21 protein-coding genes are annotated in these 19749 nt (G+C 42.0%); 13 read left to right on the forward strand and 8 right to left on the reverse strand.

The genetic code is table 11. From position 1 onward, the window contains the following. Positions 1 to 23: 23 nt before the first annotated feature. From EKQ44_RS18030 to EKQ44_RS18040, 3 genes are read right to left on the reverse strand one after another with little or no spacing between them, the layout of a single operon-like run. Complete coding sequence (locus EKQ44_RS18030) at positions 24 to 1322, reverse strand: FtsW/RodA/SpoVE family cell cycle protein (RefSeq protein WP_237664940.1); 1299 nt, start codon at positions 1320 to 1322, stop codon at positions 24 to 26. Beyond that, complete coding sequence (locus EKQ44_RS18035; protein ID WP_237664941.1) at positions 1319 to 1756, reverse strand: PadR family transcriptional regulator; 438 nt, start codon at positions 1754 to 1756, stop codon at positions 1319 to 1321. Before EKQ44_RS18035 ends, EKQ44_RS18030 begins: the two co-directional genes overlap by 4 nt. 3 nt (positions 1757 to 1759) lie before the next feature. Beyond that, positions 1760 to 2308, reverse strand: coding sequence for a sigma-70 family RNA polymerase sigma factor (locus tag EKQ44_RS18040; RefSeq protein ID WP_237664942.1), 549 nt, complete (start codon positions 2306 to 2308; stop codon positions 1760 to 1762). A 186-nt stretch (positions 2309 to 2494) separates the two neighbouring features. On the opposite strand from EKQ44_RS18040, the gene EKQ44_RS18045 reads away from it, so the two are divergent. Next, the gene (locus EKQ44_RS18045; RefSeq protein ID WP_237664943.1) at positions 2495 to 2854 is read left to right on the forward strand and encodes a PadR family transcriptional regulator; all 360 of its coding nucleotides are present in this window, start codon (positions 2495 to 2497) and stop codon (positions 2852 to 2854) included. Further along, positions 2838 to 3503 carry a permease prefix domain 1-containing protein gene (locus EKQ44_RS18050; protein ID WP_237664944.1) on the forward strand — a complete coding sequence of 222 codons (666 nt, stop codon included), beginning with the start codon at positions 2838 to 2840 and terminating at the stop codon, positions 3501 to 3503. Before EKQ44_RS18045 ends, EKQ44_RS18050 begins: the two co-directional genes overlap by 17 nt. Positions 3504 to 3653: 150 nt before the next feature. Here the strand turns inward: EKQ44_RS18050 and EKQ44_RS18055 are convergent, their stop codons facing one another. Continuing rightward, positions 3654 to 4223 carry a biotin transporter BioY gene (locus EKQ44_RS18055; protein WP_237664945.1) on the reverse strand — a complete coding sequence of 190 codons (570 nt, stop codon included), beginning with the start codon at positions 4221 to 4223 and terminating at the stop codon, positions 3654 to 3656. 151 nt (positions 4224 to 4374) lie between these two features. Here EKQ44_RS18055 and EKQ44_RS18060 point away from each other — a divergent pair, with 151 nt between their 5' ends. The 6 genes from EKQ44_RS18060 to EKQ44_RS18085 all read left to right on the forward strand — a co-directional run bounded on the left by EKQ44_RS18060 (position 4375) and on the right by EKQ44_RS18085 (position 8602). After that, a complete protein-coding gene (locus EKQ44_RS18060; protein WP_237664978.1) occupies positions 4375 to 4758 on the forward strand; it encodes a VOC family protein in 384 nt (127 codons plus the stop codon). A 101-nt stretch (positions 4759 to 4859) separates the two neighbouring features. Then, a complete protein-coding gene (locus tag EKQ44_RS18065) occupies positions 4860 to 5642 on the forward strand; it encodes an SDR family oxidoreductase (protein WP_237664946.1) in 783 nt (260 codons plus the stop codon). Positions 5643 to 5859: 217 nt separating this feature from the next. After that, a complete protein-coding gene (locus EKQ44_RS18070; RefSeq protein ID WP_237664947.1) occupies positions 5860 to 6387 on the forward strand; it encodes an RNA polymerase sigma factor in 528 nt (175 codons plus the stop codon). Beyond that, complete coding sequence (locus EKQ44_RS18075) at positions 6362 to 7096, forward strand: hypothetical protein (protein ID WP_237664948.1); 735 nt, start codon at positions 6362 to 6364, stop codon at positions 7094 to 7096. Before EKQ44_RS18070 ends, EKQ44_RS18075 begins: the two co-directional genes overlap by 26 nt. A gap of 143 nt (positions 7097 to 7239) precedes the next feature. Then, complete coding sequence (locus EKQ44_RS18080; RefSeq protein ID WP_237664949.1) at positions 7240 to 7773, forward strand: RNA polymerase sigma factor; 534 nt, start codon at positions 7240 to 7242, stop codon at positions 7771 to 7773. Then, complete coding sequence (locus EKQ44_RS18085) at positions 7763 to 8602, forward strand: hypothetical protein (RefSeq protein ID WP_237664950.1); 840 nt, start codon at positions 7763 to 7765, stop codon at positions 8600 to 8602. The genes EKQ44_RS18080 and EKQ44_RS18085 overlap by 11 nt, the downstream gene beginning before the upstream one ends. Before the next feature lie 428 nt (positions 8603 to 9030). Here the strand turns inward: EKQ44_RS18085 and EKQ44_RS18090 are convergent, their stop codons facing one another. Further along, positions 9031 to 9936, reverse strand: a complete 906-nt coding sequence (locus EKQ44_RS18090) for a macrolide 2'-phosphotransferase (protein ID WP_237664979.1) — start codon at positions 9934 to 9936, stop codon at positions 9031 to 9033. A gap of 432 nt (positions 9937 to 10368) precedes the next feature. Between EKQ44_RS18090 and EKQ44_RS18095 the strand changes: the two genes are divergently transcribed. The 3 genes from EKQ44_RS18095 to EKQ44_RS18105 all read left to right on the forward strand — a co-directional run bounded on the left by EKQ44_RS18095 (position 10369) and on the right by EKQ44_RS18105 (position 13633). Continuing rightward, the gene (locus EKQ44_RS18095) at positions 10369 to 10998 is read left to right on the forward strand and encodes a lysoplasmalogenase (protein WP_237664951.1); all 630 of its coding nucleotides are present in this window, start codon (positions 10369 to 10371) and stop codon (positions 10996 to 10998) included. A 93-nt stretch (positions 10999 to 11091) separates the two neighbouring features. Then, the gene (locus EKQ44_RS18100) at positions 11092 to 11838 is read left to right on the forward strand and encodes a hypothetical protein (protein ID WP_237664952.1); all 747 of its coding nucleotides are present in this window, start codon (positions 11092 to 11094) and stop codon (positions 11836 to 11838) included. 232 nt (positions 11839 to 12070) lie between these two features. After that, a complete protein-coding gene (locus tag EKQ44_RS18105; protein WP_237664953.1) occupies positions 12071 to 13633 on the forward strand; it encodes a PAS domain S-box protein in 1563 nt (520 codons plus the stop codon). Between the two features lie 33 nt (positions 13634 to 13666). Here EKQ44_RS18105 and EKQ44_RS18110 read toward each other — a convergent pair whose 3' ends face one another. Then, entirely contained in the window at positions 13667 to 14179 is a 513-nt protein-coding gene (locus EKQ44_RS18110; protein ID WP_237664954.1) for an acyl-CoA thioesterase, read from the reverse strand. Positions 14180 to 14342: 163 nt separating this feature from the next. On the opposite strand from EKQ44_RS18110, the gene EKQ44_RS18115 reads away from it, so the two are divergent. Together EKQ44_RS18115 and EKQ44_RS18120 are read left to right on the forward strand one after the other, a co-directional pair. Beyond that, a complete protein-coding gene (locus EKQ44_RS18115; RefSeq protein ID WP_237664955.1) occupies positions 14343 to 15791 on the forward strand; it encodes a protein adenylyltransferase SelO in 1449 nt (482 codons plus the stop codon). A 163-nt stretch (positions 15792 to 15954) separates the two neighbouring features. Continuing rightward, positions 15955 to 16524, forward strand: a complete 570-nt coding sequence (locus EKQ44_RS18120) for a Uma2 family endonuclease (RefSeq protein WP_237664956.1) — start codon at positions 15955 to 15957, stop codon at positions 16522 to 16524. A 59-nt stretch (positions 16525 to 16583) separates the two neighbouring features. Here EKQ44_RS18120 and EKQ44_RS18125 read toward each other — a convergent pair whose 3' ends face one another. Next, on the reverse strand, positions 16584 to 18320 hold the full coding sequence (locus EKQ44_RS18125; RefSeq protein WP_237664957.1) for an ABC transporter ATP-binding protein: 1737 nt from the start codon (positions 18318 to 18320) through the stop codon (positions 16584 to 16586). 247 nt (positions 18321 to 18567) lie between these two features. Continuing rightward, positions 18568 to 19635 (reverse strand): AI-2E family transporter, encoded by a 1068-nt coding sequence (locus EKQ44_RS18130; protein WP_237664958.1) that lies wholly within the window; start codon positions 19633 to 19635, stop codon positions 18568 to 18570. Positions 19636 to 19749 lie beyond the last annotated feature (114 nt).

A 19749-nucleotide genomic window follows, 5' to 3' on the forward strand; every position in this document is an offset into this window, starting at 1 on the left:
GAAACCTCCCTTTACTAATAAAGTTAAATTTCAGTAGGCTCAACGATATCTTTACGTCTGTAAACACTTAAGATAATCCCTAAAACAGCAGAATAAAAAAGAAGAGAACTTCCCCCATAACTTACAAATGGCAATGATACATTTATTATTGGTGCAAATCCTAAGCCCATAAGGATGTTCCATATGGCTGGAACCGCTATTAAGGTGGCTCCACCGACAACCAGTATCTTTCCATAGTGATCCTTCGTCTTGCTTGCAGTTTGGGACATTCTCCATAAGAAGACTAGCAATAAAATGCTCAGAAAAATTCCGAACGCCCATCCGAGTGAGTAAACTAGGTATGGAAAAGCAAAATCTGTATGTGCTTCTGGCAGAGCTTGAATGGTACTATTCCCGTTTAATCCATTGCCGAACCATCCTGCGTCGGCAAGGAATTCCTTGATTAAGATGTACATATAACCCGGTCCATTAAAATATTTTTCAGGGGAAAGAAATGAAAGTAATCTTTCACTTAAACGGCTACCACGAAAGTTGATTAAAATCGGTACTATAAAAAGTAAACACGTGGTTATGTTTGCTGTGATCATGATAATCTTGTTCTTTTTCGAAATATGGGAAAAAGTGAACATCATTAATACACAGAAGAAATAAAAAATACTGTAAGGAAAATATGGAAGCATCATGTAGAGAATGAATGGAATCCAGAATAGGACAAACATTACTATCTGTCTCCAACCGCTGAACATCGTCTCTTTCGTGAAAATACCAGCCCATGCCAGGAAAAAGAAAAGCATGGTAAAGGTAGTGACATCTACCGTAAATCCTCCAAATGATATCCATCGTAGAACTCCGTTTTGCGTAATGCCGAATACAAGAAGGTATAGTAAGAGAAGCACGCCACTAACATAAAAGCCTATCCACCAGTTCATAAGTTTCCTATAATCAAAAAATAGAAAAGATAGTGTAACAATGGATGCCAATCCTAACCATATTGCCTGGCGTTCCAAAAAGGAGGGACCAGGAGCATTCCCGATCAAGGGAAGAAAACTGATGGCACCGATCATACCAAATAGAATAAGGAGAACCCAGTCCATTCTGGGTTTATGTAGCTTATTTAACTTCTCCCCAATGGAATAAGGATCCCCCATTTCTTGAACGGCCTTTCTTTCCGCCTCCTCGTTAGAGTCCTCACGATTCTGGAAGGAGTGGCTTAACTCTTGGAGGTGATGATGTAGCTCTTTCTCAATCATTTTGTGAGCTTCTTTCGACTTTACTTTAGACATTACTTTTGCTAAAAAATCATTAAATATGGGGGAGTTCATAGGGAGGCCTCCTCTAGTAAATCTTTTAGTATAAACGGTTGATGGGCATATCCTTTTTTATAGGCGGCTGCCAAGTACTTTCGCCCTTTTTTGGTTAAAGCATAATACTTCTTATCCTCTCGCCACATGGAAGTTAACACTTCTTTGCTCTCTAATAGATGTAAAAGTGTATAAAGTTGTCCCTCATTGTGCAGGAAGCTGTGTTCTTCTTTTTGGAATAGAAGCGTGGATATCTCAAATCCATATTTTTCCTCTAGCTGTAGAGATTTCAAAATAGATAGGATGGTTTCTTCCTTAAATGAGTGTAGCGTAGAGGACGAATGCTTTGCCTGTATCGCTTCGTTCACTCTAGCTTTTCTTTCTTCCGTAAAAGAGAGATCCTTGAAGACATTCTTTTTCATAGACTTTTTCAAATTTAGGAATGGATCAGTCATTTTTTAAACCTCCTCCTTCATGTGCTCTTTTAATATTTCTCTTGCGCGTTTAAGTCTTGTTTTGATTGTATTGACATTAACAGTGGTGATCTCGCTTATTTCAGCCAAAGGCAATTCTTCATAGTAATGGAGTACCACCAATTCACGGTATTTTATAGGTAATTCCATCACTGCATTGGTCAGGCTGGTTTCTAGGCTTTTATCTATGACCTCCCCCTCCACATCCTTTGATTTGGAAGGTATAAAGTCCAATAGTTTTTCATTGAGTACTAGCTTCCGATAATGCCAGCTTCTTAGATAGTCTTTACAATGGTTGCTGGCAACGCGGTAGAGCCAAGTTTTTATGGAAGACTGGTGATTGAATTGTTCCAACTTCTCATAGCACTTAATAAAAATCTCTTGTGTCAAATCCTCCGCTATCGTCCGGTTCTTAACATATGTGAAAACAAGATGGAGAACCGCGTCCCCGTTCTCGTTCATTATTTCATTGATTAGCTGTTCCTTATCTGTGACAAATTCTTTAGAAACAGCCGTATGTTCTAGTTCGTTCATGTAGATATCCCCCCTCTCTCCATTTTAGACGAAGCACCCACTGTTTGGGTTTGGTAAAAAAGAAAATATAGTATGTAAGGTGTGGACGAACTACTCTATATCTTAAGTCACATATTACTTAATTAGAAAAATTACTTTGACACACACAGTAATATGTTGTAAATTATAACCAGGAGGTGAAGTGATGTGGGAAGCAAAATATCGACTGATTTGATACGTGGGCATACGGATACCATTATCCTTAATGTGCTGCGGCAAGGGGACAGTTATGGTTATCAGATATACAAGACCATCATAGAGCTCAGTAACAATCAGTATGAATTGAAGGAGGCAACCTTGTATACGGCTTTTCGGCGCCTTGAGAAGGAAGGATCTATTGCTTCTTATTGGGGAGATGAAACGCAAGGGGGACGCAGGAAGTATTACCGGATAACAGAAGATGGGATAGCGCGCTACGATCAATACAAGGAAGAATGGAACTTTGCGAAAGAGGTTCTTCATTACTTAATAGAGGGAGGAATCGAAATTGATGAGAAATCAGAGTGACTTGGATAAAAAAATTCATGCGTATGTGGATGGCCTGTTTTCTGGAGTTGGAGAAAGTCAGCAATTGTATGATCTAAAGGAGGAGCTGGCAACTAATCTGAAAGAAAAAATTGCGGACTATAAAAAAGCAGGAATGGATGAGTCGACTGCATTCAAAGAAGCAGTAAGTTCGATGGGGGACCTTAGCGGACTTGTGGATGATATGCGTGAAGTTGGCCAAGACAAAGCGAAGCAAGCGGTCTATTCGTCGATGACGGAAAGAATTGCTGTTGCCGGATTGATTACGGGGATATTGCTTATTTTATTCGGGGTATTAACAACTGCCATGTTGTTCTTCATGGGTCTGCAGTTGGAAGCTGTCACAGGTACTGCGATATTTACCGTGTTTGGGATAGCGATCATTACGTATAGTGCGCTGACAAGAGAGACGAGTAAGAAGTATGCGATGAATAAGATACGGGCCATTTTTTATGCTGTTGCAATAGGGTTGATCGCATTTAGTCTGTATGTGGCATTCACTTCAGGATTTGCGACTGGAGAGATGTATATTGCCATCAGTTCCTTCATGATTTTTTTTATCATCGGACTCGGATTATGGTTGGGGCTTTTATTTACGGGGACGGACCGCAGGAAGATGGTGTCGAGGTAGTGATATCTCGAGGAATCTGGGCAAAAGAAAACCACCTTATGCTTCGGTAAAAGAAAAAGGTGGCTTTACTTCTAAGATTGAATTGTAGAGAGAGGTGTTGGCGCACTTCTCTCTTTTTTATTATACACCAGAGTATTAGATGCTCCTAGCCTAGGCAGCCACATCCCCTTTAACCTGTAAAAGGTTCGCTTGCTTCAGACGTCTTCTTACAGTTATCCCAATCCAGCTTGCCAGGAATGCTTTAATCAGACCGACGACTATAAAAGGATAAACCCCGAATTTCAATGCATCTGCCCATGTCATAGCCATCACCATTTTTAACTGAATGGTTCCCATCACAAGGGTGATGATCATCCCGACGGTATTCGCAATCATGGCCCATTTTAAGGAGAAAGATGTTTTCTCCAAAATGTATCCCGTGAAGAAAGCTGCTAAGATAAAGCCGAATATGTAACCACCAGTTGGACCGACAAGCACACCTGCTCCGCCCTTCATTTCCGCAAACACCGGCAAGCCGACCGCTCCAAGCAAAACATAACAGACCATCGACATGGCACCGTATCTACTTCCGAGGATGGTTGCCGCAAGCCCCACCGCAAGTGTTTGCCCGCTGATCGGTACAAGCGGTAATGGTATTTCCATTTGTGCCAGCACTGCTGTGATGGCGGCGAACATGGCACATAAAATAAGCCATCTTAGTCTTTCATTTTTTGCATTCATTTAATGTCCCTCCATTTATGTTAACTTGTTTATTTTTAAAGTTTACATAAAATTCTCGGAAATAAAAAGGCCTTTTTGACCCATTCACTTAAAGGATATTAATAAATTACATAGAATTTGTTACCACATAAACCTTTAAGGAGGAAAAATGATGATCCATAAGCTTGGCCAAATCATGCTTTATGTTAATGACCAGGATGAAGCAGTAAAGTTCTGGAAGGAAAAAGTAGGGTTCCACGTCATTACGGAAGAAGACATTGGGGGAGGGATGAGATGGATTGAAATAGCACCCTCTAATGAATCGGAAACAAGCATCGTCCTTCATAATAAGGAGTTTGTTGCGAAAATGTCACCAGAACTAAACCTCGGGACCCCTTCTTTGATGTTTTTCACGGAGGATCTGGAAGGACTCTATGCAAATCTGACGGAAAAAAATGTCACGGTTGGCGAGATGGTGAATATGCCTTCCGGTAAGGTATTTAATTTTGCTGATGGGGAAGGGAATTATTTTGCGGTGATGGAGAAGGGAAGATAGAAATTAATTTCCTCTAAATGACCCGGGATGATAGCTCCTTGTTTTACCACTACTCCTACAGGGAACACAAAACGATAACCTACTTTACAGGAGGAGTTCAAATGGCTAAAACCATATTCATTACAGGAGCGGGAACCGGGCTTGGTAGAGGTGCTGCGTTGGGACTTGCCGAGAAAGGGCATAGAGTGATCGCAACGACTGAACTGACATCCCAGAAAACCGATCTATTGCGGGAAGTGGAGAATCAAGGCTTGGATATGGAAGTGTTCAAGCTCGACATTACCAACCCTCTTGATTTGGAGCAGATAGAGAAATACGATTTTGACGTGTTTGTGGCGAATGCTGCAATCAATGAGGGAGGGCCGCTTGGGGAAGTGCCGATGGAAAGGTTTCGCGCCCTTTTTAAAATCAATGTATTCGCGACCCTTGAAACTGCGCAGATTGCTGCAAGGAAGCTCGTGAAAAGGGGAAGTGGAAAGATAGTCTTCATGAGTTCCATGGCGGGCATTTCCGCGACTCCATATGTGGGTCCTTACACGGCAACCAAGCATGCATTGGAAGGCATAGCGCAGACGATGAAATCTGAGTTGGAAGAGTTCGGGGTGAAAGTGGCGACAATCAATCCAGGCCCATATGCAACTGGCTTCAATAAACGTGCTGCTGAGGAAAAGTGGAAGTGGTTTGATGAAGAAAAGCATTTTACTAGAAAAGCAGACATGATCGAGCAGGAAGAGCAGTTAAAAGAGTTCCATCCTGAAGATATGATCGAAAAGATGGTGGAAATCATTCCGGCTGATGACCATAAGTTCCGTACCGTTTATCCTGAGGAAACGGAGAAGCTGTTGAAAGAGACGGAGCAAGAGCGATGGGATATGAGGATATAAAAAGAGAATGTAGAAACCGGTGACCTTCATTCCAGGAGGTGGCCGGTTTTTTTTGCATCTATTGAACATATATAGAGTAATTAAAGTTATTATAGGGAGGGTTCTTCCGCTTCTGATGGAGAGGTGGAAGAACCAACCTTTTATTTTTCCATTTATTAAAACTTTTTTAAAGTTCGCCCGTCTATACAGTGTCAAAAAAAACGAGGGGGAAAAATTGGTGTCATTCTATAAAGAAAATGAGATAGAGGAGTGGTATAGCCAATACCATCAGACTATTTTCAAATATATTATTCTCATGGTCAAAGACAGTCAGCAGGCAGAGGATTTGACGCAAGAGACTTTTTTAAGGGCATATAAGCATCATCATACATATAAGAGAGATTCTTCACCGAAGACGTGGCTCTTTAGGATTGCCCACAACACCACAGTCGATCACCTTCGGAAAATGAAACCAATAAGGTTATTTCATCAAGTCTTTCAAAAAGAGCAGTCCGTTTCATCTGAGGATATTGTGATTCTGAAAGAGAATTCACGTGAACTTTATGAAGCATTGAACAATTTAAAGGATAGTTATAAACAAGTGATCATCCTTAGAAAGATAAAATGCTTCTCTATACTGGAAACAGCACACATCTTGGATTGGTCGGAAAGTAAAGTGAAGTCTACTTTGTTTCGGGCGATGCAGACCTTGGAGGAAAAAATGAAGGGGGAGATAAATTATGATGAGAAGCAGGTCAGAAGGTGATTCCCGGTTGGAGCAATCATTGAAGAGATTGGAGCATGATTTGGAGTGGAATCAGGAGCGTGCCGGTTTGGTTCGAAATCAGATTGAATACAATATCCGAAGCATCAACAAAAGGCGAGTTGCCTCAAAGTTTCTAATTGCCATCGCAACATTATTACTGATGATAAGTATTTCATTTATCGTAATTGAGCCACAGGAATTGTCTGTGAAAGAGGAAAATCTTTATCAAGCAGCTCCAAGTACCGTTAAAAATGCCGAACCTAAAGGTATTGAATTTGACCCAACATTTCAAGTGTTTCCGATGAATGCAGAAGATTATATTGATGCCATCATCGGTGAGCCATTAATTACAGATGGTAGTATTTATGGCGCTTACTTTTACCAGCTTGGTAATCGTTCCCCAGAATTACTTCATATTACTACTTATGAAAATGATGAGTATTCTATCGATCAAAGGATGAAATTGCTATTACCGCACAAAAAATTCCCCTCAGCATCCTATGAATCTACAGAGATACTAGTCGGGGATCACAGGGCTGTAATGACATTTTCAAACCAAGAATATGGAGGAGTGACACTTCAAGTTGTAACTGACAATTATGTGTACACTTTTTCCCCACCCTTTCAGTTTAAGGCTATGACAGACAAAGAAGCGGAGCAGTTGAAAGAGGATATAGTGGAACTTGCAATGCTGCTTAACTATAAATGAGTAAAGGTTCCATTTGCTTTCTAGTGTAAACTAGAGTTGCAGATGGAACTTTTTTTATTTTAAAAACTGTAACCAAAGAACAATCCTCACGTCCTTAAAGTAAGCAAATTTGCGATAGCTATAGAGAGAGATAGGTGAAATACATGGAGGGAGAATGGTCAATTCAAAAGCTGAATGATTGGTATGAGCGGTATAGTGACGAGGTTTTTCGGTATGTTCTGATGATGACCGGTGATCCAGAGATGGCGAAGGACTTGACGCATGATACGTATATCAAGGCTTATCAAGCAATAGATCGTTTCAAAGGGGAGACAAGTGAAAGGAATTGGCTGTACCGGATTGCGCGGAATGCGACAATCGATGAGTTTCGGAAGAGGAAGCCTTTTCGTTTTGTGGCGGATTCCTTTGGAGCTACTGCCATGCTTCCGACTACGGAATATTTACCCGAGCAGGTGACACAGCAAGGGGAATATGAGGCATATGTGTATCGCGCCCTACAGCAATTGAAAAGATCCTATCGGGAAGTCATTATTTTACGAAAAATAAAAGATTTGACGGTTCGGGAGACAGCGGAAATCCTGGGTTGGAGTGAAGGCAAGGTAAAGACCACTTTGCACAGAGCGTTGGAAGCCTTGAAGAAACAGATGCTGAAGGAGGGTTATAACCATGACGCATGAGAAAGATGAGAGCCGCCTTGATCGGACTTTGAAAGGGTACCAGGCAATTAAGATGGATGATGAAGGAAAAAAAGAAATACATGAAAAAGTGATGGGGTCAGTTAGGCAACCGGAGAAAAGACAACAAAGGAGATGGGATATGAGGCCGGTCGTTTCATTTATGTTGGCTGGGTTTTTGTTGGTGGTTGGAGGGTATTTTCTTGCGACAGAGTTGATATTTTCAGATGGTGAAAAGAGTTTGACGGTGGAGGAAGAGAGGGAAGCTGGTTTGGATACCGGCAATGGAGGGGCGACTCCGTATACCAATTTAGAAAAAGTGGCATCTTCTAAACTTGGGACTGAGGTTCATATTCCGTTTCATGCTGATGTTCCTTTAAAGGTGGCTACCATTATAAAAGACGGATACATTATTGATGATGAAGCTCATATCGGCGAGCCAGTTTACGGAATTTTCATTTATAGTACATTGGATGCGGGAGAGGAGGAAAAGGAGCAGGAAGAGGAACTGGAAAAAAGATATGGTGGCTTCTTTGGAGATATCATTTACGGTGAGCCATTGGTTGATGATAAACACATGGTGAGTCTGAGCGTCGTAAATGGAGAAACGAGTCATATAGATGATATTAATAGACGTCTGATTGGAGAAGAAAAAACAATCGCCGGCAAAACTGTCTACTATAGTCATAGAAAAGATTCCATTCCGGAAACGTTCAGGATCAGTTTTCGACAAGATGATGATGTGTATGCTTTCTATTTTAATATGGAAAAAGTAACGGAAGACTATGCGTATTCTTTTGTGGAGAAGTCGTTGAAACAGATTCAGGAATGAGGGAAGGACGGCTCCATTATGCTTTCTAATTTTTATAGGTATGAAGACAATCTGAAAGGTGATTTCTAGTTGAGATTGTCATCATACCACTTATGAAGACACTCTGAAAGGTGATTTCTAGTTGAGATTGTCATCATCCTGCTTATGAAGACAATCTGAAAGATGATTTCTAGTTGAGATTGTCATCATACCACTTATGAAGACAATCTGGAAGGTGATTTCTAGTTGAGATTGTCATCATACCGCTTATGAAGACAATCTGGAAGGTGATTTCTAGTTGAGATTGTCATCATACCGCTTATGAAGACAATCTAGTAGCTTATTTTCTAGTTGAAAAGGACTTCACACTGTTTATGAAGTCCTTTCCACTGTTATTTTTATACCAAAATGGTCATCATCTAACTAAGCTAGATTTCTACCACTAAATCCTATTCACCATTTCCCCCCAACACCTGCTTCGCCATATCCATATATTCTTCCAAACCAGATTTGAGTGCAAACTCAGCAATGGCGATAGGGTACGCTGCCGTTAGTTCGATGACGTGCTGTGCCATCCCTGGCCACACGTATCCACCAGCCTTTTCATAGTGATGGATCAACTCTTTCAACACATCTTCTCCAAATGTGCGGTAGTGGGCTACAAAGTCGATGGCAATGTCCCCTACGGCAGCTTCAGTCCAGTCGATAAAGCCAGTGACCTTATTCACTTCATCTATCAAGATATGACCGGCATGCAGGTCGCCGTGTACAAGGGTGGTCTTTGCAGGCCAGAGGGAGTCATTCTTCAACCAGGCCTGCCATCTTTGCCAAAGCCCTGGGTCCACATGAAACTCCTCTTTCACTTTTTCCATTCGTTTTGCCATGTTCTCACGGATTTCCTCAGGTGTTTCCACAAGGAGCCCAGCAGCGCGAACATCCTCATGATCAACATGGTGTAAGGATACCAAAGCTCTTGCAAGTGTTTCATTAAAAACAGTTGGAACATTCTTTTCGTCAAGGACCCAGACATATGCCTGAGCCTCTGGATCGACAGTAGCGGCCGGTACTCCGGTAAGTCGTTTATATGCAATGAGTGAATCGTTATAGATTAACCAGTTAGGTGCTTCCACAGTTAGCGATGCCCTTACTAAATCAAGGGTGCGCTTTTCTTTTTGTGTGGAAGCAATCACATCTTCTCTTCTAGGGAAGCGTAATACCCATTCCTCCCCTTTAGCATCTTCAGCAAATACCACAAGGAAATCCAGTCCGGATTCGTTAAATGTCAGTGAGTCGGCAAGGATATCCAAGCCATTATCTTTCGCTATTTCTATTACTTTTTCTTTTGTTAAAGTCATCATTCATTCTCCTCTTCTTTTTTATTTGGGCGTCCTGTAAGAAGAGTAGATGGGTAGGCAAAATAAGCCCTTAAAGGTTGCACGAAAAAAAGGCATAACAAAAAGAGGGTAGACTGTCCCCCTCTTTTTTCTACAATCATATAAGCATCGTAAAATAAAGGTTTCCTAAAAGTAGGCAGACCAATCCCATTTACCCTGCACACAGGCAGAGCCTTTGAACGTATTTAATTAACGGTTCAAAGCGTGGAATCGAAGTCGCATACTTGCAGTCATAGGAAAAACCTCCATTTCTTCATAAGTTACTATAAGTGTAGCACGGAAGATGGAAGGGAGGCAAGGGAGTCTTGTTAGAACCACTCCATTTACACCTTTCCCAGTTACTGATAGTGGATTAAAATGTAAAGTATATAAAGTCTGAAGGAGGTTTTGGAATTGTTGCTATCCCTCTCATTTCTCACCATGCTACTCAGTATTTTTTATCTTATTGTGTTGGAAAAACATATTAAATCATGGCCGTATCTTTTAAAGCCAGGGACCATGGTTGTCATTATTTTGATAGGGATAATGGGAGTGGGGAATTCTCCCTCTACCTATAGCTGGTGGATCTTGGCGGGATTGTTATTTTCAATTCTAGGGGATATTTTCTTGATGCTACCAAAGGATCGTTTTGTATATGGGTTAGTTTCCTTCTTGGTTGGACATATATGCTATATCGTTGCTTTTTTATCTTTTCCAGGTAGTGGAGAGGTAAATAGTTGGATTACTGGAGCGTTACTTGTTGTCGCTATTCTCTACCTTTTGAAGCTATCAAAAGGTGTTCTGAATTCAGGAGGCATCAGTCTTTTCCTTCCTGTAACAGGGTATGTGGCAATCATCACGACCATGGTATGGGTAGCATTCTATACTCAACAGCCTCTTATGATAGCAGGGGCAATCTTGTTTTTCTTTTCTGATGCCATTCTTGCGTGGGATAGATTTATCGGAAAACTAACGTATAGAAACTATCTGGTGATGATTCCTTATTATTTGGCACAATATCTTTTTGCGATTTCCTTGCATTAGATGTGACTTGTTATTAGATTAAAAAAGAAGGAATATGTAAATAAATGTCGAATCCTTTCCTTGTATCAAACTATTATTGAAGGGATGGATGTAATGAAGAAGTTTGAAACTGTTGATAATGTCGTGTGGTTTGCTCAGTCGGCAACACATTCTGGAGAGTTTAAAAATGACTTGCCAATCTCCGAGGAGCTCAGGGAAGAGTTACTCAAGGAGGTCTATAACGATTTTGTTAAGGAAATAGTTGGCACCCATTTTCAATACTTTCAGGAAAATACACAGGAGTTTATGGATGAACACCAGATCCCGAAAGATAAAAAGCACTCCCTCGAACACAACCTCTTCTGGTGGAAGGTGCTATACCAGGCAAGCAATGGAATCGAAATTTTATTTGTGCAAGAATATATCGCAAAAAATTACTCAGTCCTCAAACACAAACCACTTATCATCTCCTGGCTCAAAAAATGGGAGGAAGCCACCACCAAATTCTACTATGTCGGCTACAAGTATAACGACCGCACCTTGGTACTCATTGATATGTTAACGGAAGAGACACTTGATGTTGTCGTATACGATCGGAACGCCACCCCACCGAAAAAAGGAGAAATAGTGGTGGGAACCTTACTCCCCATTGGAGATGCCCTCTATTTCCCTATCCTTGACTTCTATCATTTTGACTACCAAGCAAGAGCGCACATCGCAACCCTTCTACCACACTATTACGACCGCCATAAAAAAAATTCAACCGAACAAGAAGCCTTCATACATGTCCTATCTACCCTTTTGCAAGTGGAGAGGATGATTCGTGAAGAGAAAGAGGAGTCTATTGATATAAAAAATTAGATACATGAGATCAAACCCTTAAGTATATGTATAGCTTAGGGGTTTTTTGCTGCTGGTTTCCCCTACCTACCTAGTGAGATTTCAAGCGTTTTTTAAGACTATTCGGACCGATATTAAGTCATTCCGTATAATCTGAAATCCATTTAAGTGGAAAAATAAAGCGAAAAGTCCTTTAATGTGGTAAAGTTATTGTTAGAATAGTAGAAAAATTTTAGAGGCGTTGATACATACTATGTTGAATGAACTTTTGCATAAAAACCCTTTTGAAAATGATGATACAGTGGAAAAGATTCTTTCGCGTTTGGTGGAGGAGTTGCAGGTGATGCTCTCGGAAGATGCCATCGTGACAACGATGATATTTGATGAGGCTAAGCAAAGCTTAAGTCCAGGTCCTGGGTATGAGTCGTTTCCCGATATATATGTGGAAAAAGTAAAGAATCTTCCCTTGGGGGTCGGAGGATGTGGGATAGCAGCGAAGGAAAAACGTATAGTTGTCTGTGAAGATATACATAAAGACAAGGCATGGGTGCCATTCCTCGATCTTGCAAACAATGCTGGAGTACGCGCTGTATGGTCGATCCCCATCTATTATCGGGAGAAGATCTATGGAACTTTCGCCATCTACCATCCTTATCCATATACCCCGACTGAAATGGATATCCGTCTTTCGATTTTGATGAGCAAGCATGCGGTGACGGCCTTCACCTTTTTGAGAAAGCAGGAACTTGAGAGCATGTATCAGCTTATTTCGGAACATGCCAAGGACATCATTGCCATGTCTTCTCCAGAGGGTGTGGTGCAATACGTAAATCCTGCTGTGACTGATATTCTTGGGTATAGCCAAAGTGAGATAATTGGAAATGATTTTACCCAGTTCATCAGTCCGGAAGATATCGACACTATTAGAGGATACCATGGGGAAAACAATTATCCCGAACCATCATTAAGTAAAGAATTTCGCGTGGTAGCAAAGGATGGGAGGCAGATTTGGCTTGAAACGGTGGCAAAGCCTGTACTCGATGAATATGGCCAATTAAACAAAATCATCAGTACCTCCAGGGATATTTCCGAGCGGAGGGAATCCGAAGAGGCACTTGTCAATTCAGAAAAATTGACGGCGGTAGGACAGTTGGCTGCAGGAGTAGCCCATGAAATACGGAATCCGCTCACTTCGTTAAAAGGGTTTCTGCAGCTAATCCAAATACAAGGCGGGGCAAACCCTGAGTACTATGCGATTATGGCAAGTGAGCTCGAGCGGATTGAACTGATATCAAATGAAATGTTAGTGTTGGCAAAGCCGCAAGCTAAATTCATGAACAATGTGGACATGGTTGAAGTGTTAAAGAACGTGGTGTTCCTCTTGGACTCCCAAGCATTGATCCTGAATATAGAAGTCAAGCTCGAAGTACATGAATCGCTGATGCTTGCTTGTGTGGAAAGCGAGATGAAACAAGTCTTCATCAACCTTTTGAAAAATGCTTTTGAAGCTATGCCACGTGGTGGAGTGGTCACCATTCGGCTGAGGGAGACAGCTAAATCTGTATTTGTCGAATTCGAAGATCAAGGCGTCGGCATTTCTCCTGAGAAACTTCAGGAGCTCGGGAAGCCATTTTTCACGACAAAAGAAAAAGGAACGGGCTTGGGCCTGCTTGTTACAAATAAAATCATTAAAAATCACCATGGCAAACTCGAATATGAGAGTGAATTAAACAAAGGAACCACTGCCAGAATCACGCTAGATAAAAGAAACCAGGGAGCCGGGGACGTGACACATGCAGCGGTTATCGCCGAATAGAGGGAGAGTGCCACATACGCGGCATTCTCTCCTTTATTTTTCTGTGTTAAATTCACTTGTCAGCTTGGAAGCCAACGCTTTACTTTCCCGTCTTCTATTGCGTCGAGCTTTTGCCCGATCTTCTCCAGTTTTGTTCAGGTACATCTCTTCTTCTGTTTCTGGAGTGATGGAAGGGACTTGTGCCGGCTTGCCTTGATCATCAAGGGCTACGAACGTTAAGAAAGCAGTTGCGGCAATGTTTTTCGTTCCTTTTGTAAGATCTTCAGCAGTTACTTTCACGAAGACTTCCATGGATGAATTTCCGGTCCATGTGACAAATGATTCAAAGATAACGGCATCGGTTGGCCGGATGGGTGAGAGGAAGTCAACCGAGTCCATAGAGGCTGTCACACATTCGCAACGGCACAAACGGGCTGCCGAAATAGAGGCAAGCATGTCCACATCTGATAGCAATTTCCCTCCAAAAAGGGTGTTATGGTTATTAATATCGTTCGGAAATACCCGGCTGGTTCGAATGACACGGGTATCTTTGCAGGTTTTGTTCATGGATATTCTCCTTATATGTTACGGTGTTTGGGGTTTATTTTAACATTATTTTCCTCAGATGCGAAATAGGAACTCTCTTTTGGAAAGTCTGATTTTATTTATATAGGTGGCATAAAGGGTATAATAAAAATAAGAACCAGACAGATGATAGGAAGGGGATTCGATGAAGACTACGAACGAAATAGGTTGGAATTTCGATAATAGCTATGAATCATTGCCAGAATTATTTTTTTCGGAGATCAAGACAAATCCTGTGGAATCGGCGAAGTTAGTCGTCCTAAATGAATCAGTGGCCAATGATCTCGGATTAAGTGCGGAAGCTTTGAAAGAAGGCTCTGGGGTAGAGGTGTTGGCTGGCAACAAGGTCCCTGATGGTGGTTCTGGTATTGCTCAAGCTTATGCAGGACATCAGTTTGGTAATTTCACCATGCTTGGGGATGGGCGTGCTATATTGGTAGGCGAGCAAATGACCCCGAACGGTGAACGGGTTGATATTCAATTAAAAGGTTCAGGACGGACTCCATATTCCCGAGGTGGGGATGGGCGTGCTACTTTAGGGCCGATGCTGCGGGAATATATCATCAGTGAGGCGATGCATGGGTTGGGAATACCTACTACACGTAGCTTGGCAGTGGTCACAACCGGTGAACGGGTGTTGCGTGAACGTCTATTGCCTGGAGCGATCATGACCCGCGTAGCATCCAGTCATCTCCGTTTTGGAACATTTCAGTTTGCTGCTCAGTGGGGTGATATGGAAAAACTGCATGCTTTGGCTGATTATGCAATGAAACGTCACTACCCTGAATTGGAAGCTGGCGATTATCTTGGCTTTTTCAGAAAGGTGCTGGAACGCCAAGCGGAGCTGATTGCTAAATGGGAGCTGGTAGGCTTTATCCATGGGGTGATGAACACAGATAACATGACGATCAGCGGGGAAACCATTGACTATGGCCCGTGTGCATTTATGGATGTGTACGACCCGGCTACCGTATTTAGCTCCATTGATGTGCAAGGTCGTTATTCATATGAAAATCAGCCGAAAATCGGGGGCTGGAACTTGGCAAGGTTTGCGGAAGCTTTGTTGCCGTTGTTTGATCAGGATCAAAAACGTGCGGTCGAGTTGGCGCAAGAGGAGCTTTATACGTTTTCTGATTTGTATAAAGGACATTGGCTGGCAGGGATGCGTTCGAAGTTAGGATTGTTTGGTGAAGAAGATTCAGATGAGGAATTGGTGCAGGGATTACTTGATGTGATGAAGGAGAACAAAGCGGACTTTACGAATACGTTCCGTGAATTGACGTTGGGGGAACTTGGTGGAAAACCGGAGTTTCAAGAGTGGCATTCGTTGTGGCAGGAGCGATTGGGAAGACAGTCTGATGGGGCGGAAGCTGTTCGGGAACTGATGCAGAAAAGCAATCCTTCTATTATTGCACGGAACCACCGGGTGGAAGCAGCGTTGGAAGCGGCTGTGGAGCATGGGAATTATGGAGTGATGGAAAATTTGGTGAAGGTACTGCAAAATCCATTTGCTTATTCTGGTGAACAGGAAGATTATTGTGTGGCGCCTGGTGCGAGGGTTACGGCTGGGTATCGGACGTATTGTGGGACGTGACCAAGGATTGGCATGAACTATGGGGGATTTGATACGGATTTTAAACAATGCAGGACTGAACTGTTATAAAAAGGATATCTCAATGCCTAAAGCGCGGGATTGAATCCACCCAATTCCACCAAAGGTGATATAATAATCCTAAAATGATAACAGAGGTGATCCCATGTCACTATCAAAAGAGTCATTTGTCCCCCTAGAAAAATATTATGAAATCCGCGAATCAAGTGACCATCTGTACGAATATATAGATGGTTCTGTCTTCATGTCCCCATCTCCGTCTACCAAACATCAAAGAGTATCAGGACGGATTTTGGTGAAATTCAGTAATTATCTCAACGAAAAATCTACAAACTGTGAAGTGTTTGCTGCTCCCTATGATATTGAGTTGTCCAAAGAAGGCTTGGAAGGAACAAAAATTGTCATTCCAGACATGGCTATTATGTGTGATACAAGTGGATTTACTGAAACTAAATATGTTGGTGTCCCTGATTTGATTGTTGAAATCCTTAGTCCCTCCAACCAATCACATGATCTTATAACAAAGCTAAATCTTTACATGAAATATGGTGTCAGGGAGTATTGGATCGTAAATCCAATGCTAAACTCTATTACAATCTACTCTCTTAATAAAGAAGATGTATACGAACAACACGCTATAAAGACCGACCAGGGTCCGATTACCTCAAGGATTTTTGAAGACTTTCATATCGAACTAGAGCATATTTTCCATTAAAAATGGTCAAGGGTGGTGAGCCCTTGACCATCTTCGTTCCAATCTAAGTAACCCCCATTTTACGTTAGCTGCTGCTCCGCAAATTCCCGATATAACTTATGCGAGCCAACCAACTCCTGATGAGTTCCCATTCCGGTGATCTCCCCTTTTTCAATGAAGATTATCTTATCCGCATTCACAATGGTAGACAATCGATGGGCAATCACAAAGGTGGTACGGCCTTCCATCAGCCTTGTCAACGCTTGCTGTACAATTCCTTCTGACTGACTGTCTAGACTTGCTGTCGCTTCGTCCATCATCAAAATCTTAGGATCGCGCAAAAAGGCCCTTGCAATCGCAATTCGCTGGCGCTGTCCGCCTGAGAGCATGACACCTCGTTCGCCCACCTCTGTATCGAGTCCTTTTGGAAACTCTTGAATGAACTGGTCGGCATAAGCCATCTTGGCCACTTCCCATAAGCGATCATCTGTCAAAACCTCTTTATTTTCCAATCCATATGTTAAGTTATCCCGGATGGTTCCAGCCATCATCGGGCTGTCTTGTGAGACATAACCGATCTGTTGGCGCCAGGATTTCATGGATAACGAACGGATTGGCAAAGCACCTACGAAGATTTCCCCGTCTGTGGGCTCATAAAAACGTTCAAGTAATCCGAAAAGAGTACTCTTCCCGCCACCGCTCGGTCCTGCAAAGGCCACCATCATGCCAGGTTCTACATCAAATGAGACATTGCGCAAGATAGGCTCGTCTTCGTTATAACCAAAAGATACACTTTTAACAAAAACAGGCTGATTGGTGATATCCACCTCTGCCCCCTCTTGTCCTGGCTCATCCTCTATTTCTAAAATGCCAATGATTCGTTCCGTCGCACCTTTCGCTTTTTGTAACTGGGTGAAGAACATCGTAAACGATGTAATCGGAAAAATGATTTGAAACAGGTAAAGTAGGAATGCCACAAGTGCTCCGGTTGACATCGTTCCTTCTGCGACTCGAATTCCACCATAACCGATGATCACAACGATGACAAGCATGACAACCATATACATAAGCGGTCCAATGATGGCAAAGATGCGTGCCTCTCTAAGCCCAAATGTCAAAAGCTTATGGATGCCGGACTGGCCCTTTGCTTCCTCTGCCATTTCTGCATTGGATGCTTTCATGAGGCGGATTTCACTTAATGTCTGCTGTACGCTTCCGGTAAAATTAGCTGTTTCATCTTGCATGCCACGCGAAATTTTCGCCATTCTCGTACCAAGCGGTATCATGACTAAAGTCGTTACAGGAACAGAAATCAGCATAAGTAAGGTCATTTTCCAATCCATGATGAAGAGGATGGTGACTGCCCCGATAATGGTAATGATTCCAGTGATGAACTGGGGAAAGTGTTGAGAAATCAAGTCTTTCACAATCCCTGTGTCATTGACCACACGGCTGACAGATTCCCCGCTTGTTTTTTTATCAAAATAACTAACAGGCAGGCGGATCAATTTGAACCACATTCTCTCTCGAAGGCCGGCAACAATTCGTTGGCCGACATAGGCAAGGGAATAGGTGGATAGTCCGTCTATGACTGCTTGGACAATAAAAACGGCAGCAATTGCAATAATCAGACCGACACTGAGTGCTTCCATGGAAAATCCGTCGACCAGCTGCTGGGTCAGTAAGGGGATGGTCAATCCGACCAGTGTTGTGATAAGGCTGCCGACTAACCCGAGTGTTAGTGCGAGTTTCGGGATGTTGGTTGACAGGATGAGGGAGATGAACTTCTTTAAATTTGAATTTGGTGCTTGTTCCATTTACTGTAGGTCTCCTTTAAAAGGTGTATGTGATAATTGTACGTTTTTAAGACAAGTAAGTTCCTTTTTTATTGTGACAGATTGAGGAACAAGTTTCCAATTTTAAAGATGACAATCCATCAGGGGAAGAGAGGGAATAGTACTCCATATGAATGAGAATTAGAAGAAACGAGGAAGAATCAAATGTTAGACAGAGAAAAGGGGGATCAATTCTAATGGCTGATCCCCCTTTTAAATTAATGTTGTTCTACGCCCTCCGCAACCGATAAACCTCATACAGATTCTTCGTCACGACTTTCAACACAGAATACACCGGAACAGCCAACAGGATTCCGATAAATCCATACAGCTTGCCTGCTGCAAGAAGAAGTAGAATGACTGTCAAAGGGTGAATGGACAGTTTGTTTCCAATAATCTGCGGCGACACGAGATTTCCTTCAATCTGTTGCACGATTGTAAGCAGTATCAATATTTTCACGACCATGATTGGATCTGTCATTAACCCTATTATCACTGCGGGTAGTATGCCTAGTGCAGGGCCAATTATAGGAACGATGGCGGTAATCACGATGAATAGTGCCAACACTAAGGCATAATCCAAGCCGATGATGAGATAGCCTATGTACATTAGAAAACCGTTGACCAATGCCACAAGCATTTGCCCTACAATGTAGGTCGATAAAGTCTTATCAATATCGATCAATAATCTTTTCCCTTCGTTATGGTGTTTGTTAGGCAACATTTTCAATATAAATGGCAAGAGTTTATGACCATCTTTTAGAAAATAGAACAGGATGAAAGGGACGACAACAAGGACGGTGACAAAGTTGGTGATGGAAGAAATGATGGTGGATATGTTCTCACCAATGCGCTGGGATTGATCCTTTAAAAAAGCCAGCCCTCTCTGTTTAGCTTCCTCATAAGAGATGAGGCCAAAGTTATTGTCATCAATCAGTTCCTTTGTCTGTTTTTCATTTTTTTCTAGAAAAGCTGGAAAGTCCTCCGCAAACTGTACGACCTGCTCCTCGATTTTCCCTCCAACGGAAAATCCGCCTACTATCGCGCCTCCGATAATAGCTGAAAATACAAGAATGATAGCCAAGGTCCTTGGCACATACTTAAACTTTGCCAAAAGATTCACCAAAGGCTTTAAGATATAAAATAGAAAGCCCGCAAATAGAATAGGGAAAAACAAGGTTGTGGTGAAACGGATTATTGGGTTAACGATAAACTGCACTTCGCTTAATAGAAGAATGATTAATAATACTAGAATGATACCTGTTGCGTATTTAAAGAACGGGTGTTTAATCCACATGCTACCCCTCCAGATAAAGTAATAGTAGTTTATTCCCTTTAATGGAGGGGGATGAAACGGTTAGTGGAATTACGCCTTTCTTAAGAAAAGAATACTTAGTACAGGGGACAGGAA

The sequence above is a fragment of the Sutcliffiella horikoshii genome (assembly GCF_021991925.1).
GTDB lineage: Bacteria > Bacillota > Bacilli > Bacillales > Bacillaceae_I > Sutcliffiella_A > Sutcliffiella_A horikoshii_F.

What these genes read in the sequence shown, in the direction of transcription:
- EKQ44_RS18060 (WP_237664978.1), top strand. Translation starts at nt 4,375, where the DNA reads ATGATCCATAAGCTTGGCCAAATCATGCTTTATGTTAATGACCAGGAT.
- EKQ44_RS18075 (WP_237664948.1), top strand. Translation starts at nt 6,362, where the DNA reads ATGATGAGAAGCAGGTCAGAAGGTGATTCCCGGTTGGAGCAATCATTG.
- EKQ44_RS18110 (WP_237664954.1), bottom strand. Translation starts at nt 14,179, where the DNA reads ATGAACAAAACCTGCAAAGATACCCGTGTCATTCGAACCAGCCGGGTA.
- EKQ44_RS18120 (WP_237664956.1), top strand. Translation starts at nt 15,955, where the DNA reads ATGTCACTATCAAAAGAGTCATTTGTCCCCCTAGAAAAATATTATGAA.
- EKQ44_RS18100 (WP_237664952.1), top strand. Translation starts at nt 11,092, where the DNA reads ATGAAGAAGTTTGAAACTGTTGATAATGTCGTGTGGTTTGCTCAGTCG.
- EKQ44_RS18030 (WP_237664940.1), bottom strand. Translation starts at nt 1,322, where the DNA reads ATGAACTCCCCCATATTTAATGATTTTTTAGCAAAAGTAATGTCTAAA.
- EKQ44_RS18085 (WP_237664950.1), top strand. Translation starts at nt 7,763, where the DNA reads ATGACGCATGAGAAAGATGAGAGCCGCCTTGATCGGACTTTGAAAGGG.
- EKQ44_RS18090 (WP_237664979.1), bottom strand. Translation starts at nt 9,936, where the DNA reads ATGACTTTAACAAAAGAAAAAGTAATAGAAATAGCGAAAGATAATGGC.
- EKQ44_RS18065 (WP_237664946.1), top strand. Translation starts at nt 4,860, where the DNA reads ATGGCTAAAACCATATTCATTACAGGAGCGGGAACCGGGCTTGGTAGA.
- EKQ44_RS18115 (WP_237664955.1), top strand. Translation starts at nt 14,343, where the DNA reads ATGAAGACTACGAACGAAATAGGTTGGAATTTCGATAATAGCTATGAA.
- EKQ44_RS18050 (WP_237664944.1), top strand. Translation starts at nt 2,838, where the DNA reads ATGAGAAATCAGAGTGACTTGGATAAAAAAATTCATGCGTATGTGGAT.
- EKQ44_RS18035 (WP_237664941.1), bottom strand. Translation starts at nt 1,756, where the DNA reads ATGACTGATCCATTCCTAAATTTGAAAAAGTCTATGAAAAAGAATGTC.
- EKQ44_RS18055 (WP_237664945.1), bottom strand. Translation starts at nt 4,223, where the DNA reads ATGAATGCAAAAAATGAAAGACTAAGATGGCTTATTTTATGTGCCATG.
- EKQ44_RS18125 (WP_237664957.1), bottom strand. Translation starts at nt 18,320, where the DNA reads ATGGAACAAGCACCAAATTCAAATTTAAAGAAGTTCATCTCCCTCATC.
- EKQ44_RS18130 (WP_237664958.1), bottom strand. Translation starts at nt 19,635, where the DNA reads ATGTGGATTAAACACCCGTTCTTTAAATACGCAACAGGTATCATTCTA.
- EKQ44_RS18040 (WP_237664942.1), bottom strand. Translation starts at nt 2,308, where the DNA reads ATGAACGAACTAGAACATACGGCTGTTTCTAAAGAATTTGTCACAGAT.
- EKQ44_RS18105 (WP_237664953.1), top strand. Translation starts at nt 12,071, where the DNA reads ATGTTGAATGAACTTTTGCATAAAAACCCTTTTGAAAATGATGATACA.
- EKQ44_RS18080 (WP_237664949.1), top strand. Translation starts at nt 7,240, where the DNA reads ATGGAGGGAGAATGGTCAATTCAAAAGCTGAATGATTGGTATGAGCGG.